The 16,644-nt window shown below is 69.1% G+C and carries 18 protein-coding genes and 1 pseudogene; 16 read left to right on the forward strand and 3 right to left on the reverse strand.

Annotated elements, in window-relative coordinates; translation table 11 throughout:
* Positions 1-36 precede the first annotated feature (36 nt).
* The 9 genes from ABTV10_RS09435 to dprA all read left to right on the forward strand — a co-directional run bounded on the left by ABTV10_RS09435 (position 37) and on the right by dprA (position 7,459).
* Positions 37-1,011: a formylglycine-generating enzyme family protein gene (locus tag ABTV10_RS09435; RefSeq protein ID WP_499034242.1), complete on the forward strand. Its 975-nt coding sequence runs from the start codon at positions 37-39 to the stop codon at positions 1,009-1,011.
* On the forward strand, positions 1,011-1,895 hold the full coding sequence (locus ABTV10_RS09440; RefSeq protein WP_499034243.1) for a hypothetical protein: 885 nt from the start codon (positions 1,011-1,013) through the stop codon (positions 1,893-1,895). The genes ABTV10_RS09435 and ABTV10_RS09440 overlap by 1 nt, the downstream gene beginning before the upstream one ends.
* 75 nt (positions 1,896-1,970) lie before the next feature.
* On the forward strand, positions 1,971-2,312 hold the full coding sequence (rplS, locus tag ABTV10_RS09445) for a 50S ribosomal protein L19 (protein ID WP_137797915.1): 342 nt from the start codon (positions 1,971-1,973) through the stop codon (positions 2,310-2,312).
* 70 nt (positions 2,313-2,382) lie between these two features.
* Positions 2,383-3,201: a signal peptidase I gene (gene lepB, locus ABTV10_RS09450; RefSeq protein WP_499034246.1), complete on the forward strand. Its 819-nt coding sequence runs from the start codon at positions 2,383-2,385 to the stop codon at positions 3,199-3,201.
* Positions 3,198-3,902: a ribonuclease HII gene (locus ABTV10_RS09455; protein WP_433611929.1), complete on the forward strand. Its 705-nt coding sequence runs from the start codon at positions 3,198-3,200 to the stop codon at positions 3,900-3,902. The genes lepB and ABTV10_RS09455 overlap by 4 nt, the downstream gene beginning before the upstream one ends.
* Before the next feature lie 37 nt (positions 3,903-3,939).
* Complete coding sequence (locus ABTV10_RS09460) at positions 3,940-4,257, forward strand: DUF2469 domain-containing protein (protein ID WP_430331977.1); 318 nt, start codon at positions 3,940-3,942, stop codon at positions 4,255-4,257.
* Between the two features lie 219 nt (positions 4,258-4,476).
* On the forward strand, positions 4,477-4,833 hold the full coding sequence (locus ABTV10_RS09465) for a YraN family protein (RefSeq protein WP_499034247.1): 357 nt from the start codon (positions 4,477-4,479) through the stop codon (positions 4,831-4,833).
* Entirely contained in the window at positions 4,833-6,341 is a 1,509-nt protein-coding gene (locus ABTV10_RS09470) for a YifB family Mg chelatase-like AAA ATPase (RefSeq protein ID WP_499034248.1), read from the forward strand. The genes ABTV10_RS09465 and ABTV10_RS09470 overlap by 1 nt, the downstream gene beginning before the upstream one ends.
* A complete protein-coding gene (gene dprA / locus ABTV10_RS09475; RefSeq protein WP_499034249.1) occupies positions 6,338-7,459 on the forward strand; it encodes a DNA-processing protein DprA in 1,122 nt (373 codons plus the stop codon). The genes ABTV10_RS09470 and dprA overlap by 4 nt, the downstream gene beginning before the upstream one ends.
* A 13-nt stretch (positions 7,460-7,472) precedes the next feature.
* On the opposite strand, the gene hadA is transcribed toward dprA, so the two are convergent.
* Positions 7,473-8,006, reverse strand: coding sequence for a (3R)-hydroxyacyl-ACP dehydratase subunit HadA (gene hadA, locus ABTV10_RS09480; RefSeq protein WP_499034251.1), 534 nt, complete (start codon positions 8,004-8,006; stop codon positions 7,473-7,475).
* 152 nt (positions 8,007-8,158) lie between these two features.
* Between hadA and ABTV10_RS09485 the strand changes: the two genes are divergently transcribed.
* Together ABTV10_RS09485 and ABTV10_RS09490 are read left to right on the forward strand one after the other, a co-directional pair.
* Positions 8,159-9,292: an LEM-3-like GIY-YIG domain-containing protein gene (locus ABTV10_RS09485; RefSeq protein WP_499034253.1), complete on the forward strand. Its 1,134-nt coding sequence runs from the start codon at positions 8,159-8,161 to the stop codon at positions 9,290-9,292.
* A gap of 70 nt (positions 9,293-9,362) precedes the next feature.
* Entirely contained in the window at positions 9,363-10,142 is a 780-nt protein-coding gene (locus tag ABTV10_RS09490) for a siderophore-interacting protein (RefSeq protein WP_499034254.1), read from the forward strand.
* A 19-nt stretch (positions 10,143-10,161) separates the two neighbouring features.
* On the opposite strand, the gene ABTV10_RS09495 is transcribed toward ABTV10_RS09490, so the two are convergent.
* A complete protein-coding gene (locus ABTV10_RS09495; protein WP_499034256.1) occupies positions 10,162-11,343 on the reverse strand; it encodes a multidrug effflux MFS transporter in 1,182 nt (393 codons plus the stop codon).
* Between the two features lie 25 nt (positions 11,344-11,368).
* Here ABTV10_RS09495 and ABTV10_RS09500 point away from each other — a divergent pair, with 25 nt between their 5' ends.
* Positions 11,369-12,343 (forward strand): tyrosine recombinase XerC, encoded by a 975-nt coding sequence (locus ABTV10_RS09500; protein WP_499034257.1) that lies wholly within the window; start codon positions 11,369-11,371, stop codon positions 12,341-12,343.
* Here the strand turns inward: ABTV10_RS09500 and ABTV10_RS09505 are convergent.
* The gene (locus ABTV10_RS09505; protein WP_499034259.1) at positions 12,328-12,906 is read right to left on the reverse strand and encodes a M23 family metallopeptidase; all 579 of its coding nucleotides are present in this window, start codon (positions 12,904-12,906) and stop codon (positions 12,328-12,330) included. The two genes, ABTV10_RS09500 and ABTV10_RS09505, sit on opposite strands and share 16 nt — an antisense overlap.
* 330 nt (positions 12,907-13,236) lie before the next feature.
* On the opposite strand from ABTV10_RS09505, the pseudogene rpsB reads away from it, so the two are divergent.
* The 4 genes and pseudogenes from rpsB to frr form a co-directional block, all read left to right on the forward strand.
* Positions 13,237-13,980, forward strand: a pseudogene (gene rpsB, locus ABTV10_RS09510) (30S ribosomal protein S2); the annotation flags it as partial.
* Between the two features lie 192 nt (positions 13,981-14,172).
* The gene (gene tsf, locus ABTV10_RS09515; RefSeq protein ID WP_433612011.1) at positions 14,173-14,997 is read left to right on the forward strand and encodes a translation elongation factor Ts; all 825 of its coding nucleotides are present in this window, start codon (positions 14,173-14,175) and stop codon (positions 14,995-14,997) included.
* Positions 14,998-15,276: 279 nt separating this feature from the next.
* On the forward strand, positions 15,277-16,005 hold the full coding sequence (pyrH, locus tag ABTV10_RS09520; protein WP_499034261.1) for a UMP kinase: 729 nt from the start codon (positions 15,277-15,279) through the stop codon (positions 16,003-16,005).
* A gap of 79 nt (positions 16,006-16,084) precedes the next feature.
* Positions 16,085-16,642 carry a ribosome recycling factor gene (gene frr, locus ABTV10_RS09525; RefSeq protein ID WP_433612015.1) on the forward strand — a complete coding sequence of 186 codons (558 nt, stop codon included), beginning with the start codon at positions 16,085-16,087 and terminating at the stop codon, positions 16,640-16,642.
* Positions 16,643-16,644 lie beyond the last annotated feature (2 nt).

A 16,644-nucleotide genomic window follows, 5' to 3' on the forward strand; every position in this document is an offset into this window, starting at 1 on the left:
TTCGCGACGGTGCCCCGGGTGGAACACTCAGGATCCATGCAGCCGATCGCGTCCGTGCGCCCTGAGCCGTCCCCTGCGCCGAAGAACATGGTGTGGGTGCCCGGTGGAACGTTCTGGATGGGCTCGGAGGACTTCTATCCGGAGGAGCGGCCCGTCCACCAGGTGACGGTCGACGGCTTCTGGATGGACACCCACCAGGTGACGGTCGCAGAGTTCCGCCGGTTCGTGAAGGACACCGGCCACATTACGACCGCGGAGATCGCACCGGACCCCGCGGACTACCCGGACGCGGATCCGTCGCTGCTCGTTCCCGGATCGCTGGTCTTCACCCCGCCGGACCACCCGGTCTCGCTCGACGACTACCAGCAGTGGTGGTCGTGGGTGCCCGGCGCCGACTGGCGGCATCCCGAGGGGCCCGGCAGCAACGTCGGCGGCCGCGAGCGCCATCCCGTCACCCACGTCTCGTACACCGACGCCCTCGCGTACGCGGCGTGGGCGGGCAAGGAACTGGCCACCGAGGCGGAGTGGGAGTTCGCGGCCCGCGGCGGGCTGGACCGCAAGACCTACACGTGGGGCGACGAGTTCACCCCCGGCGGCAGGCATCAGGCCAACACGTGGCAGGGCCAGTTCCCGTGGCAGAACCTCGCCGAGGACGGATTCGTCGGCACCGCGCCGATCGGCAGCTACCGACCCAACGGCTACGGCCTGGTGGACATGGCCGGCAACGTGTGGGAGTGGACCTCGGACTTCCACACCGCCGACCACAGCGCGTCCGGGAAGAACGTGGCGCCGACGTCGTCGTGCTGCATTCCCCGCAACCCGCGTGTCGAGGTCGGTGGGGCCCGCGACGGCGAGGTATACGCGCGGCGGGTCATCAAGGGCGGATCGCACCTGTGCGCGCCGAACTACTGCCTGCGGTACCGGCCCGCGGCGCGGCAGGGGGAGACGGAGGAGACGTCCACCTGCCACATCGGTTTCCGTTGCATCGTCCGTGGTCCGGATCCGTCCTGATGCGCGAGTGGCTCGACCGGGAGATCATCGCGAACGGGCGCCTGCCGCTGTTGTTCTTTCTGATCGGGTTCCTGCTCGCATTCCTGTTCATCCGGGTCAGCGTGCGGATGATCAGGGCCGAGGTGCGCTGGTGGCCGGGCAACATCACCCCCAGTGGCCAGCACATCCACCACGTCGTGTTCGGGGTGATCACGATGTTCGCGTCCGGGGTCGCGTTGATCGCGGTCTACGAGACGGCGACGCAGACCACCGGCGCGGTGCTGGCCATGTTCTTCGGGATCGGCACGGCGCTCGTCCTCGACGAGTTCGCGTTGATCTTCTATCTCAAGGACGTGTATTGGGAGGACCAGGGACGGGCCTCGGTCGACGCGGTCTTCGTCGCGCTCGCAGTGACCGGTCTGCTGCTGCTCGGGTTCCAACCGCTCGAACTGTTCGACATCACCGAGTTCCGGAAGGATCCGCACGTTGCGGTCCGGGCGGCGGTCGTGGCGCTCGCGGTGGTGAATCTGGGGCTGGCGGCAATCGTCATCCTGAAGGGCAAGATCTGGACCGGACTGGTCGGACTGTTCGTGTTCCCGATCCTGTTGGTCGGCGCGATCCGGCTGAGCCGCCCCGGGGCGCCGTGGGCGCGCTGGCGCTACGTGAAGAAGCCCCGCAGGATGCGCCGCGCGCTCGAGCGGGAGAAACGGTACCGGCGGCCGGTGATCCGCGCGAAGATCTACGTGCAGGACCTCGTCGCGGGAAAGCCCAGCGTGGAGCATGCGCTCACCGCCACCGAGGAGGAGCTCGAGCGGACCGTGCACGCCGCGCCGGCGCCGATTTCCACGCATGGAGCGGCGTCTGGCACAATGGTCGGGTTGCCCGGTGAGGGTGACGGAACCTGATCTGAGCACGAACCAGTCGAGCCATCGCCGCTCGGTTCCTCTGCTCCTGCGATGAACGCAAGGATGGAACAACCGATGAACACCTTGGACTTCCTGGACGCCAAGTCCCTCCGCGACGATATCCCGGAGTTCCGTCCCGGTGACACCCTGAACGTGCACGTCAAGGTTATCGAGGGCTCGAAGGAGCGCGTGCAGGTCTTCAAGGGCGTCGTGATCCGCCGCCAGGGCGGCGGCGTGCGCGAGACCTTCACGGTCCGCAAGGTCTCGTTCGGCGTCGGTGTCGAGCGCACCTTCCCGGTCCACAGCCCCAACCTGGCCCAGATCGAGGTCGTCACCCGCGGTGACGTCCGTCGCGCCAAGCTGTACTACCTGCGCGACCTGCGCGGCAAGGCTGCGAAGATCAAGGAAAAGCGCTGAGCTTCGACGCTCCGAGCTTGATCGATTGGCCCGGCACCGTTTTCACGCGGTGTCGGGCTAATCTGTCTCAGTGGCAGATGCACCGCAGGACCCGGCCGTGACGCCGGATGCGAACAACGGCGACGGCACGGGGAAGAGCAACGGAGACAAGGGCGGCCGGGGTCGCGCCCGGGCTCGAGAGAAGAAGCAGCGCTCCTTCTGGCGCGAGATACCGATCCTCATCCTCGTGGCGTTGGTTCTGAGCTTTCTGCTCCAGACGTTCATCGCGCGCGTCTACCTCATCCCGTCCGAGTCGATGGAGCCGACGCTGCACGGCTGCCCCGGCTGCACCGGAGACCGGATCGTGGTCGAGAAGATCAGCTACCGCTTCGGCGATCCCGAACCCGGCGACGTCGTCGTGTTCCGCGGTCCGGACTCGTGGTCGGAGAACTGGAGTTCGACCCGGTCGTCGAATGTCGTCGTCCGCGGGGCGCAGGAGCTCGGGTCACTGGTGGGACTCGTCCCACCGGACGAGAATGATCTCGTGAAGCGTGTGATCGCCACCGGCGGGCAGACCGTCGAGTGCTGCGACGACCAGGGCAGGATCCTGGTCGACGGCAAACCGATCGACGAGCCGTACGTGGAGATGGACTTCCCGTTCATCCCGGGCGTCCAGACGTGCACCACCGCGGTGAAGTCGGGACGCTGCTTCGGTCCGGTCACCGTCCCCGAAGGCAACCTGTGGGTGATGGGTGACAACCGCAGCAACTCGGCCGATTCGCGCTACCACGTGTCCGACGAACTCCAAGGAACCATCCCGATCGACAACGTGATCGGCAAGGCGACGTTCATCGTGTTGCCGCCGTCGCGCTGGGGCAAGATCTCGTCTCCCGATATCCAGCAGCAGTGAGTACCTGGCCACCGAGAACCGTCATTCGCAGAGCGTCCGGCTTGCGGACCATGGAGTCTGCGCTGCTGCGATGCGGACTCGGTCCTGTCGCCGGCGTGGACGAGGCCGGCCGCGGCGCCTGCGCGGGGCCGCTGGTTGTGGCCGCGTGCGTGCTCGGCCCGAAGCCGTATGCGGCGCTGGCGGGGCTGGACGATTCGAAGCGGCTGACGGAGAAGGCTCGCGACGAGTTGTTCCCGGTCATCAAGCGACTCGCGGTCGCCTGGAGCGTCGTCGAGATCCCGGCCCCCGAGATCGACCGGATCGGCGTGCACGTGGCGAACATCGAGGGCATGCGGCGCGCGGTGGCGGGCCTGACGGTGGCGCCGGGCTACGTGCTCACCGACGGATTCCGGGTACCCGGCCTGCCGGCGCCGTCGCTGCCGGTGATCGGCGGTGACGCGGCTGCGGCTTGCATCGCCGCGGCGAGCATCCTCGCCAAGGTCACACGCGATCGGACGATGGTGGCGCTGGACGACGAACTCCCCGGGTACGGTTTCGCGGGGCACAAGGGGTACAGCACCCCGGTGCACACGGCGGCACTGAACGAGCTGGGGCCGAGCCGTGAACACCGGATGTCGTACGCGAACGTAGCCGCGGCGAGCCGCGCAGTGGGGACAGCGGCGAGGCGGTCGTTCGAAACGGCGGGGGCCGGTGCGCGATGATGAGTGTTCACAACAACGTAGGAGGACGTCGAGGCCGATGAGTGCCGAGGATCTCGAGAAGTACGAAACCGAGATGGAACTGTCGTTGTACCGCGAGTACCGGGACATCGTCGGTCAGTTCTCGTACGTCGTGGAGACCGAGCGCCGGTTCTATCTCGCGAACTCGGTGGAGTTGCTGCCGCACAGCGCGGACGGCGAGATCTACTTCGAGGTGCGGATGTCCGACGCCTGGGTGTGGGACATGTACCGTCCGGCTCGGTTCGTGAAGTACGTGCGGGTCATCACCTTCAAGGACGTCAATATCGAGGAGCTCGAGAAGTCGGACCTGCGGCTTCCCGACAGCGGCCTGGGCTGATACGAGCCTTCCGAAACCGCGCACCACGAATCGTGGTGCGCGGTTTCGCGTTTCCGCGCCAGGGTGCGCGGCGTTCGGAGCCTTCCCGGGGTTGTCCACAGCTCTGCGTTCGTCCACAGGGGACGTTGTCGGCGCAGGTCGGCGGGGACGCCTCGTCCACCCGGGACGGCACAGTGGCCTCGAGCGGCGGGGTGTCCCGCCGGCCGAGGGGAGGCCTGAATGGGACGGAATCTCGCGCTGGGCGCGATGGGGGAGGAACTCGCCGCCGCGAGGCTGACGGCGTCCGGCATGCGGATCCTGGACCGCAACTGGCGGTGCCGTCACGGCGAACTGGATCTGGTGGCGGTCGACGGCGACACCGTCGTGTTCGTCGAGGTGAAGACGCGGTCCGGGCTCGGGTACGGCAGCCCGGCCGAGGCGGTCACGTACGCCAAGCAGCGCCGGATCCGGATGCTGGCGCAGCTCTGGCTGGCCGCGTCGGACCGGCACTGGCCGCACGTGCGGTTCGACGTGGTGTCGGTGCTCGTCGGTCGACGGTGTGAGCCCGAGGTCACGCATTTGACGGCGGTGTTCTGATGGCGCTGGGGCGGGCGCATTCGGTCGCGGTGACCGGAGTCGAAGGGCAGATCGTCGAGATCGAGGCCGACATCGGACGCGGGTTGCCCGGCGTGCACCTGGTGGGTCTGCCGGACACGGCGCTGCAGGAGTCCCGGGACCGGGTGCGGGCTGCGGTGACGAATTCGGGTGCCAAGTGGCCCGAGTCGCGGGTGACGCTCGCGCTCTCGCCTGCGACGCTGCCCAAGGTCGGCAGCGTCTACGATCTCGCGCTCGCGTGTGCGGTGCTCGACGCTGCCCGGCAGGTACCGCGGACACGCCTCGAGAAGACCGTGCTGCTGGGCGAATTGGCGCTCGACGGTCGACTTCGCTCGGTGCGGGGCGTGCTGCCGGCGGTCTTGGCCGCGAAGAACGCCGGCTGGTCGACGGTCGTGGTCCCGATGTCGGCGCTCGCGGAGGCCGGCCTGGTCGACGGCATCGAGGTCTTCGGTGCCGACCGGTTGACCGCCGTCACCGACTGGCTGCAGGGCAAGGCGCAACTCGCGGCGCCGGCACCGTTCGACGCCGAGACCACCACGGCGCGAAGCGATCTCAGTGAGGTGGTGGGGCAGGCGGACGCACGGTGGGCGATCGAGGTCGCGGCGGCCGGTGCCCACCACCTCATGCTCACCGGGCCGCCCGGCATCGGGAAGACGATGCTGGCGCAACGGTTGCCGGGAATCCTGCCGGCGTTGTCGGAACCGGAGGCGTTGGAGGTCACGGCGATCCACTCGGTGGCCGGCCTCCTCACCTCCGAGCGTCCGCTGATCACGGAACCGCCGTTCATCGCGCCACACCACACGTCGTCGGTGAGTGCCCTCGTCGGCGGCGGCAGCGGCATGGCCAAGCCCGGCGCGGTGAGTCGGGCGCACCGGGGGATCCTTTTCCTCGACGAGTGCGCCGAGATGGGCACGAAGGCGCTCGAGGCGCTGCGCACGCCGCTCGAGGACGGCGAGGTGCGGATCGCCCGGCGGGACGGGGTCGCTCGGTACCCGGCCCGATTCCAGTTGGTCCTCGCCGCCAACCCGTGCCCGTGCGCGCCGGCGCGGGAGGCCGACTGCGTGTGCGCGCCCACCGCGCGGCGCCGTTACCTCGGGCGGCTGTCGGGTCCGCTGCTCGACCGGGTGGATCTGCGGATCCGCATGCAGGCCGCCTCCACCGACGCACTGATGGACGGGGTGGGGGAGAGCACCGAGCAGGTGCGGGCCCGGGTGGCGTCGGCGCGCGCCGCCGCGGCCGAGCGGTGGAATCCGTATGGCTGGCGCACCAACGCGGAGGTGCCGGGCCCGGCTCTGCGGCAACGATTCCGGCTCTCCCGCGATGCGCTCGGACCGCTCGAGAAGGCCCTGCGGCGGGGTTCCGTCACCGCGCGGGGCGCCGACCGGGCGCTGCGGGTGGCGTGGACCCTCGCGGACCTCGCCGGCCTGGGTGCGCCGGGCGCGGACCAGGTGGGAACCGCGCTCGGATTCCGCGATCGGGGTGCGCCGTGACCGGACACGATCCGCGACTGTCGGCGTGGGCGTACCTGTCGAAGGTGGTGCAAGGCTCGTGCCCGCCGCTCGCACAGTTGGTGGCGGCGGTGGGCCCCGAGGAGGCGGCGCGCGCCGTGCGGGAACGGGATCTGTCGAGCTTCCTGGACCGGCGGACGTCGGCGCGGGTGCACCTCGACACGTCGGCTCGCGACCTCGACCTGCTGCGGGCGATCGGGGGACGCCTGGTCACGCCGGACGACGACGAGTGGCCGCGGTGGCGGCTGCTCGCCTTCGACGGTCTCGGCAACGGTCGCGACGACGGTGGACCGCTCGCGTTGTGGGTGCTGGGCAGTCGGCCGGTCGACGACCTGGTCGCGCGGTCGGTGGCGGTGGTGGGGACCCGCGCGGCGAGTTCCTACGGCGAGCACGTGACCGCCGAGATCGCGGGTGATCTGGCGGCGGACGGGTGGACGATCGTGTCCGGCGCGGCGTTCGGGATCGATGCCGCCGCGCATCGGGCCGCGCTCGGCGCGGGTGGACTGACCATTGCCGTCCTGGCCTGCGGTGTCGACCGTGCCTACCCCGCCGGACATGGACGCCTGCTCCAGCAGATCGCCCGCGACGGGGCGGTGATCAGTGAGTATCCGCCCGGGACGACCCCGGCGCGCTACCGGTTCCTGGCCCGAAACCGGTTGGTGGCGGGGTTGTCCGACGGTGTGGTCGTCGTCGAGGCGGGGTGGCGCAGTGGGGCGCGGAACACCGCGACGTGGGGTCGCCGTCTGGGGCGTGCGGTGCTCGCGGTGCCGGGGCCGGTGACGTCGGCGGCGTCCATCGGGTGCCACCGGATGATCCGGGAGGGCGAGGCGCGGCTGGTGGCGAGTGCCGCCGACGTCGTGGAGGAAGCGGGACCGATCGGCCTCGACGGTGACGACACCGGGCCGGCCCGGGCGCTCGACGTGCTGGTGGGCGACGCGGCCGCGGTGTACGAGGCGCTGCCTGCCAGCGGTGCGCGGGGAACTCGTGAGCTGTCGGAGGATTCCGGGGTGCCGATCGACCGGGTGCGGGCGGTACTGCCGGTGCTCGAGCTGGACGGGTTCGTCGGCTCGGACGAGACGGGGTGGTTCCGGGAGCGGTGATCGGCGCGAGCCCTTACACCTGGCGCATCATGACGGCCTTGATGCGCCGGATCCGCTCCGGGTCGGCCTCGCCTCCGGTGCGCCCGACCAGCGTGGTCAGCGTCGTGATCACCGGCTCCCCGGCCTGGTCGAGCACGACGTTCTTGGTGACGATGATGTCGCTGCCAGCGGTCTGCCGAAACGATTCGAGCGACACGTCGACCGTCAGCCGGTCGCCGGCGCGCACCGGTCGGTGGAACACCAGCTTCTGATCCGTCTGGAGGATCTGACTCAGGTCGAATCCGGTGAGGATCTGCTCGAGCAGATACTTCTGCGCAATGATGCCGATCACCGACACGAACGTGAGGGGAGCGATCAGCGTGGGGTACCCGAGATCTCGCGCGGCCTTCTCGTCGTAGTGCGCCGGGTGGTCGTTCTGCACGGCCGCCGCGTACTCGCGGATCTTCTCCCTGCCCACCTCGTAGTAGTCGGGCATGCGATAGCTGTATCCGACCAGCCGCTCGGCGCGGGAGGCGCGGTCGTCCGTGGATTCCGCGGATCGGGTCACCAGTCGAGTGTGACGGAAGAACCGGCCCGGTGGCTGATATCGGGCAGAGATCGACCGGACCGCGCCCAATCGTTTCCGAACGGAAACGATTGGACGTCCAGTGGACAGCAAGGCGTACCGCATGTGGTCCCCGGATCGCTTACAGTCGCGTCATGGCTACCGTCTGGACCGTTCCCGAAGACATCACCCGAGTACTCCTGGCCGCGCCGGGCATCCGTGACTTCCTCACGGATGACGAGGGTCGCGGCGTGGTGAGCGATCCCAAGGTGCGGTTGGCCGAGTTCACCGCCGTGGTCAACTCCCTCCAACTCGCCGCCGGGCGGACGTTCACATCGGTGCGGGACGCCGCGGGTGTGCTGTTCGAGGGCCCGGCGACCGGTGGCGTCGTCGTCTCGGACGCGCTGCGTCTGGCCGTCATGCGGGTGATCACCGCCGAGCCTCGCGAACGCAAGCCCGCGCCGAACCCGCTTCCGCCGCGGGTGGTCGAGAATCTCGGCCTGTACGTGTACGCGCTGCGGGATCCGCGCGACCGGTCGATCTTCTACGTCGGTGTGGGACGCGGAAACAAGGTGTACTCCCACGACTGGGACGCGCTTGGGGAGGCGGGCACCCTCGATGCCGAGGGTGTCGGTGAGGCCGATCGCGACGAGACGCGGAGCGCCTGGATCCAGCGGATCCGCGACATCTACGCCGCGGGGCATTCCGTCGAGCACATCGTGCTGCGTCACCGGATCGACGCCGCCCACGACGCCGACGCGGCCGCCAGGGAGGCCGCGCACGTGGTGGTCGACGCCCTGCGTCTGCTCGAGCACCGCCCCGATCACCCGGTTCTGACGAACCTCGCCGGGGAACCGGCCGATCTGGAGAAGCGCGCGATGTCCGTCGAGGAGTTGGCGGTTCAGTACTCGGCGCTCCCGGCGCCCGAATTGCCGGTGCCGGGGGCGCTGGTCCGAGTGCCGGCGGCGTCCGGCGCAGGACTGACCGCCGACGAGTTGTACACACTGGCGCGGGGGCCGTGGCGGGCGGGCGCCGCTGCCCGCAATGTCGCCGACTTGCCGGTGATCGTGTTCGCGGACAACATCATTCGTGCGGTGTACCGCGTCAGCTCATGGGAAGGTGTCGGCCCGAAGGGGGAGCAGGAGTATCGCTTCTCGGGCGTGGTCGATCCGGACCTCGAAGCCAAGTACGTGGGAACCCGTGTGACTCCCGATCGCGCCGGACTCAAGGCGTGGCCGGCGCACGGGTGGGTCCAGCGTCTGACCATGGCACGGCCGCACGGACGCTGACAGCCCCTCACACTCTCGCGAGCTATGGTTAGCTTTACCTAATCAATGGTTGCGAGTGGAGGAGTTTGCCGTGACGCGAAGGACGTCGACGTTGACGGTGGTGCGGACCGAGCGGATCGCCCCGCACATGGTCCGGGTCGTGCTGGGCGATCCCGGCTTCGACAGCTTCGAGCCGTCCGAGTTCACCGACTCGTACGTCAAGATCGAGTTCGGCCCGGTCGACGCACCGATCCTGCGGACGTACACCGTTCGCTCCGTCGACCCCGACGCACGCGAACTCGCGATCGACTTCGTCGTCCACGGCGACGACGGGATCGCCGGTCCGTGGGCCGCGTCGGTGCAGCCGGGCGAGTCGGTAACCGTGCGCGGTCCCGGCGGTGCGTACGCGCCCCGGCGCGACGCCGCCTGGCACCTCATCGCCGGTGACGAGTCGGCGCTGCCGGCGATCTCGGCGGCGGTCGAGGCCCTCGACCCCGACGCGGTCGCGAAGGTGTTCGTCGAGGTCGCCGACGAGCGCGACCGAATCGCCCTGTCGGCGGGCCCCGGCGTCGAGATCACGTGGCTGTACCGGGGAACCACGCCGGACCTCGCCGGGCCCGACATTGCCGCCGCCAACGCCCCACTGGTCGCGGCGGTCCGCGAGATGCCGTGGCTGCCGGGCGATGTGCACGTGTTCATCCACGGTGAGGCGGACGCGGTTATGCATCACCTGCGCCCCTACATCCGGAAGGAACGGGGCGTGCCCGCCGCGTCGGCGTCCATCTCCGGCTACTGGCGCCGCGGGCGCACCGAGGAGGGCTTCCGGGTGTGGAAGTCGGAGCTGGCGGTGGCCGAGGCGAGCGTGAATTGAACGCCCCTGGCGCGTGCCCTCACGCGGTGCGGGCCAGGACCTTCAGCGACGTCATCGCGATCAGCCCGGAGGCCAGGATCGCGATTGCCATCGGAGCGGCGGTGTCGGCCCCGGCGATCCCGACCAGCGGGGACACGACGGCGGCCAGTCCGAACTGGCATGCGCCCATCAACGCTGAACCGGTGCCCGCCGCCTCGGTCACCTGCCCCTGCGCGAGCGCGGTGGCGTTGCCCATGATGAATCCGATGCTGGCGACGACTCCGAACATCAGCGGCAGGACGAGCCAGATGTGGCTGCCGCCGATCGTGGTCGCCGCGGTCAGCAGGAGTCCCGACGTCACGAGCAGACTGACCCCGAACGTGAGCAGCTGGCGGGCATGGAATGTGCCGATCAGCTTGGTGTTGACGATGCTGCCCACCATGATGCCCAGCGAGTTGACCGCGAACACGATCGAGAACTGGCCCGGCGAGAGGCCCAGCACGTGCTCGGCGACGAACGGCGACGCGGAGATGTACGAGAACAACGCACCGAAACCGAACGCGAACGTGAAGGCGTAGCCGAGGAACACCCGATTGGTCACGACGTAGCGGAGCTTCCCGATCAGCGCGGTCAGGCCGCCGCCGTGCCGGCGCTCGGCGGGGAGGGTCTCGGGCACCAGGATCAGGACACCGATCAGCATCACGGCCGCCGCGCCGGCGAGGACCCAGAAGATGCCGCGCCAGCCGATCGGGCCGAGCAGCGCGCCGCCCATGAGCGGGGCGACGACGGGGGCGACGCCGCCGATGATCATCATGATGCTGAACAGTCGCGCGGCCGCATCGCCGCGGGCTCGGTCCGCGATCACCGCGCGGGCCAACACGATTCCGGCGCCGCCGCTGAAGCCCTGCAGCAGACGCGCGGCGATCAACACCTCGATGGTCGGGGCGGTCGCGCACAACACGCCACTCGCCGCGCACAGGGCAGTGCCCCCGACCAGCAGCGTGCGGCGGCCCAGGCCGTCGGACAGCGGGCCGATGACGAGCTGACCGATGCCGAGGCCGGCCATGAACGTGGTCAGCGTCAACTGCACACTCGTGGTGGAGGTGTCGAGGCTCGTCTCCATCGTCGGTAGACCGGGCAGGTACATGTCGGTTGCCAGCGGAGCGATCGCCGAGAGGAGGGCCAGCACACACAGCATCGGGACGGAAATCGCTCTTTTCACCCGAGAACCCTATCGGCGCGGGCGCTTGCGAATTCTCGCGGTCACCGCGACGGTGGTCGTCATGGACGTCGACCCCACCCCAGTGCTGCCGCCCGCGTTGCGGGTGCACCTCGACGACTACGACGAGTACCTCCGCCTCGAGCGGGGGCGGTCCGAACACACCGTGCGCGCGTACCTCGGTGACGTGACGAGCCTGCTCGAATATCTCTGCCGGGGTCGGCCCGACGCGACACTCGCCCAACTGGATCTGCGCGTGCTGCGCGGTTGGCTCGGCGGCCAGGCCGCCGCCGGCGTGGCGCGCACGACACTCGCCCGACGGACGTCGTCGGCCAAGGGGTTCACCACGTGGGCGCAGCGGTCCGGCCGGATGGAGGTCGATCCCGGAGTGCGCCTGGTGGCGCCCAAGTCGCACCGGACACTGCCCCCGGTGCTGCGTCAGGAGGACGCGGCCGCGGCGATGGCGGCGGCCGAATCCGGTGCCGCGCAAGAGGATCCCGTCGCCCTGCGCGACCGGTTGATCGTCGAACTGCTGTACTCGACGGGAATTCGGGTCGGCGAACTGTGCGGCCTCGACGTTGCCGACATCGACGACGACCGTCGTGTCGTCCGGGTGCTGGGCAAGGGGAACAAGGAACGCGTGGTCCCGTTCGGGCGACCCGCGGAGGAGGCGATCGGCGCGTGGCTGCGGTCCGGGCGACCCGAACTCGCGAACGAGCGCTCCGGCGATGCGCTGCTGCTCGGCCGCCGTGGCGGTCGACTCGACCAGCGTCAGGCCCGCAGCGTGGTGCACGGCGTCGTGCAGGCCGTGCCGGGTGCGCCCGATCTCGCGCCGCACGGTCTGCGGCACTCGGCCGCGACGCATCTGCTCGAGGGCGGCGCCGATCTGCGCGTGGTGCAGGAGGTACTCGGACACGCGAGCCTCGCCACGACACAGTTGTATACGCACGTGTCGGTGGCCCGGTTGCGTGCCGTGCACGACCAGGCTCACCCGCGGGCATGACCATGACCGGCGCCGGTCGGTAGCAGCCGAATCGGCGTCGCCCGGACCGACGGCAGGGGATCGAGGTAGACGCGCCCGCGCCGCAGGCCCCAGTGCAGGCATGCCGCCGCCGCGCATTCGGGATGGCCCGGCGCTACGGTCCCGAGGACCGTGCCGCGATCGACCCGTCGGCCCGCGGTCACGGCCGCCTCGACGGGTTCGTACGTCGTGCGCAGTCCGCCGGGGTGGTCGACCGAGACGACGGGTTTTCCGGCGACCGTCCCCGCGAACACCACCGTGCCGGCGCCCGCGGCGAGCACGCTCTGACCCGGGGCGGCCGCGAGGTCCACCCCACGATGTCCGGGTAGCCAGTTCTGCGCGGGCTTCTCGAACGCCCGCACGACACGCGGCCGCGGGCGCAACGGCCAGTCGAACGAGGGGCCGACGTCGTCTCCCGGGCGCTCCGGGAGGGCGGCCGGCCGGGGAAGCGGTGGAGCGGCGGTGGCCGGTGCCGCGCCGACGCACACGGCCGCCACCGTCGCCGCGACGCCCACCCGCAACGCCACCCGGGCATCGAGTCTCATACCCCGACCATGTCCTGCCCCGCGGGGGAACGGGCCCCGTCAGCGCGAGCTGTGGAGGACGGATCGGGGAATCCACAGATTGCCGATTCCCGTTGCGGGACCCGCTCACCTGTGCCTTCGCCGGCAACAGACCGCGAGTTAGGAGTGGGCGCGCCGAAGCCGTACACTGGTCAGGCGGTCTGTGCACGCACAGTCCGACTTCGCGCGTCCGCGCAAGTATCCGGTCGTCGGCTGGTCCCGCACCCGTGTGGGTCCGACACCGGGCGGACGCCAGGGCAGGGGTCACCGATCCCTGCGACAACCGGCACACGAAAGACGAGGTACACAGCCATGGCTGTTGTGACCATGAGGCAGCTGCTCGACAGCGGCGCACACTTCGGGCACCAGACCCGCCGTTGGAACCCGAAGATGAAGCGGTTCATCTTCACCGACCGCAACGGCATCTACATCATCGACCTGCAGCAGACGCTGACGTACATCGACAAGGCGTACGAGTTCGTCAAGGAGACCGTCGCGCACGGCGGCACCGTCCTGTTCGTCGGCACCAAGAAGCAGGCGCAGGAGTCCATCGCGGGTGAGGCCACTCGCGTCGGGATGCCCTACGTCAACCAGCGTTGGCTCGGCGGCATGCTCACCAACTTCTCGACGGTCCACAAGCGCCTGCAGCGCCTGAAGGAGCTCGAGTCGATGGAGCAGACCGGTGGCTTCGAGGGTCGCACCAAGAAGGAAATCCTCATGCTCACGCGTGAGATGACCAAGCTCGACCGCACCCTCGGCGGCATCCGTGACATGGCCAAGGTTCCGTCGGCCATCTGGGTCGTCGACACCAACAAGGAGCACATCGCCGTCGGCGAGGCGCGCAAGCTGAACATCCCGGTCATCGCGATCCTGGACACCAACTGCGACCCCGACGTCGTCGACTACCCGATCCCGGGCAACGACGATGCGATCCGTAGCGCCGCCCTGCTGACCAAGGTCGTCGCCTCCGCAGTCGCCGAGGGCCTGCAGGCTCGCGCCGGCGTGAGCGACAAGGACGCCAAGCCGGAGGCCGGCACGGGTGAGCCGCTCGCCGAGTGGGAGCAGGAGCTCCTCTCGCAGGCTGCCCCGGCCGCCGAGGCCGAGGCTCCCGCCGCGGACGCTCAGCAGTCCTAGTCGACTCGGCCCCGACCATCGCGGTCGGGGCCGTTTCGCTCACCTGCTTCGCCAGGTTTCGGCGCGAACCGCAGAGCCTGGCATCCGAAACTCATCCGAGGAGGATCGCCCCCCATGGCGAACTACACCGCCGCCGACGTCAAGCGGCTCCGTGAGCTCACCGGCTCCGGAATGATGGACTGCAAGAACGCGCTCACCGAGACCGACGGCGACTTCGACAAGGCTGTCGAGCTGCTCCGCATCAAGGGTGCCAAGGACGTGGGCAAGCGCGCCGAGCGCACCACGGCCGAGGGCCTGGTCGCGGCCCGGGACGGCGTCATGATCGAGATCAACGCCGAGACCGACTTCGTTGCGAAGAACGCGGAGTTCCAGGAGCTGGCCGACAAGGTCGTTGCCGCTGCTGCCGCCGCCAAGCCGGCCGACCTCGAGGCTCTCAAGGCCGTGGACGTCGACGGCAAGTCCGTCGAGACCCTGGTCCAGGAGCTGTCCGCCAAGATCGGTGAGAAGCTCGAGCTGCGTCGCTACGTCGCCTTCGACGGCGCCGTCGCGACCTACCTGCACAAGCGTGCCTCCGACCTGCCCCCGGGCGTCGGCGTGCTCGTCGAGTACACCGGTGAGGGCGAGGCTGCTGCCGAGGCCGCTCGCGGTGCTGCCATGCAGGTTGCTGCACTCAAGGCCAAGTACGTCACCCGTGACGAGGTCCCCGCGGACATCGTCGAGAACGAGCGTCGTATCGCCGAGCAGACGGCCAAGGAGGAGGGCAAGCCCGAGGCTGCGCTCCCGAAGATCGTCGAGGGTCGCGTCAACGGCTACTACAAGGACGTCGTCCTGACCGAGCAGTCGTCGGTCACCGACTCCAAGAAGACCGTGAAGGCTCTCCTGGACGAGGCCGGCGCCACGATCACCCGCTTCGCGCGGTTCGAGGTCGGCGCCAGCTAGTCGCACTCTCACACATCGGCCCCGCCGGGTCGGGTGGGTGCAGTCGTCGGTTCGTACTTTCGAACCGACGATCCGCCCATTCCGTTCCGTGCGGGGCCGATCTGTGCGGTGAGTGGGGTCAACTGGGTCAACCGCAGGGGAATGAGGCAGGATGATTAGGGTCCGTTCCGGTGGATTCGCCGGACGGCCAGGTTCCCGGTCCGGCTCGGCCGTGGCTTCGCTCGCCGATGAACCGCAATACTTCTAGAACCGCATTACCTGCAGAACCGAGGGAGAGTTATGACCGCACCGGCCGACGAACGTCCAGGATTTCGACGTGTGCTCCTCAAGCTCGGCGGTGAAATGTTCGGTGGCGGAAAGGTCGGGCTCGATCCGGACGTCGTGACGACGGTCGCCGAGCAGATCGCCGAGGTCGTCCGCTCCGGTGTCCAGGTGGCCGTCGTCATCGGTGGCGGTAACTTCTTCCGCGGCGCCGAGTTGCAGCAGCGTGGTCTGGACCGGGCGCGCTCCGACTACATGGGCATGCTGGGCACCGTGATGAACTCCCTTGCGCTGCAGGACTTCCTGGAGAAGCAGGGTGTCGACACCCGCGTGCAGACCGCGATCACGATGGGGCAGGTTGCCGAGCCGTACCTGCCGCTGCGGGCACGTCGCCACCTCGAGAAGGGGCGCGTGGTGATCTTCGGTGCCGGCATGGGCATGCCGTACTTCTCGACCGACACCACCGCGGCGCAGCGTGCCCTCGAGATCGGCGCCGAGGTGGTCCTGATGGCCAAGGCCGTCGACGGCGTCTACTCCGCGGACCCGCGGGTCGACCCGGACGCCACAATGTACAGCGAGGTCACGCACCGTGAGGTGATCGAGAAGGGCCTCAAGGTCGCGGACGCGACCGCGTTCAGCCTCTGCATGGACAACCAGATGCCGATGATGGTGTTCAACCTCCTGACCGAGGGCAACATCGCACGGGCGGTCTCCGGTGAGAAGATCGGAACATTGGTCAAGTCATGACGTCGTGCAGCACGATCATGATTCGGTACGGATACGACCGTGACAGTCGAGATGGACAACGAGTTGGAGGAGAACAGCCGTGATTGATGAAGCTCTCTTCGAGGCCGAGGAGAAGATGGAGAAGGCCATCACGGTTGCGAAGGACGACCTCAGCTCCATCCGAACCGGTCGCGCGAACCCGGGCATGTTCAACCGGATCGTCGTCGAGTACTACGGGTCGCTGACGCCGATCACGCAGCTCGCGAGCATCAACGTGCCCGAGGCGCGGCTCGTCGTCGTCAAGCCGTACGAGGCGTCGCAGCTGGGTCCGATCGAGAACGCGATCCGCAACTCCGATCTGGGCGTCAACCCCACCAACGACGGCTCGCTGATCCGCATCTCGGTGCCGCAGCTCACCGAGGAGCGTCGCCGCGAGTTCGTCAAGCAGGCCAAGGGCAAGGGCGAGGACGCCAAGGTCGCGATCCGGAACGTGCGCCGCAAGACGATGGACGAGCTCTCGCGCATCCAGAAGGACGGCGAGGCCGGCGAGGACGAGGTCTCGCGCGCCGAGAAGGAGCTCGACAAGACCACCGCGCGCTACGTCAGCCAGATCGACGAGCTGGTGAAGCACAAGGAAGCCGAATTGATGGAGGTTTAGCG

Source organism: Paraburkholderia sp. RHO2, assembly GCF_050955445.1.
GTDB classification, from domain to species: domain Bacteria; phylum Actinomycetota; class Actinomycetes; order Mycobacteriales; family Mycobacteriaceae; genus Prescottella; species Prescottella agglutinans_A.

Excerpts from the sequence above, each read along its gene's own strand:
- ABTV10_RS09435 (WP_499034242.1), top strand. The coding sequence starts at position 37 with ATGCAGCCGATCGCGTCCGTGCGCCCTGAGCCGTCCCCTGCGCCGAAG.
- ABTV10_RS09440 (WP_499034243.1), top strand. The coding sequence starts at position 1,011 with ATGCGCGAGTGGCTCGACCGGGAGATCATCGCGAACGGGCGCCTGCCG.
- rplS (WP_137797915.1), top strand. The coding sequence starts at position 1,971 with ATGAACACCTTGGACTTCCTGGACGCCAAGTCCCTCCGCGACGATATC.
- ABTV10_RS09460 (WP_430331977.1), top strand. The coding sequence starts at position 3,940 with ATGAGTGCCGAGGATCTCGAGAAGTACGAAACCGAGATGGAACTGTCG.
- ABTV10_RS09465 (WP_499034247.1), top strand. The coding sequence starts at position 4,477 with ATGGGACGGAATCTCGCGCTGGGCGCGATGGGGGAGGAACTCGCCGCC.
- ABTV10_RS09470 (WP_499034248.1), top strand. The coding sequence starts at position 4,833 with ATGGCGCTGGGGCGGGCGCATTCGGTCGCGGTGACCGGAGTCGAAGGG.
- ABTV10_RS09485 (WP_499034253.1), top strand. The coding sequence starts at position 8,159 with ATGGCTACCGTCTGGACCGTTCCCGAAGACATCACCCGAGTACTCCTG.
- ABTV10_RS09505 (WP_499034259.1), bottom strand. The coding sequence starts at position 12,906 with ATGAGACTCGATGCCCGGGTGGCGTTGCGGGTGGGCGTCGCGGCGACG.
- tsf (WP_433612011.1), top strand. The coding sequence starts at position 14,173 with ATGGCGAACTACACCGCCGCCGACGTCAAGCGGCTCCGTGAGCTCACC.
- pyrH (WP_499034261.1), top strand. The coding sequence starts at position 15,277 with ATGACCGCACCGGCCGACGAACGTCCAGGATTTCGACGTGTGCTCCTC.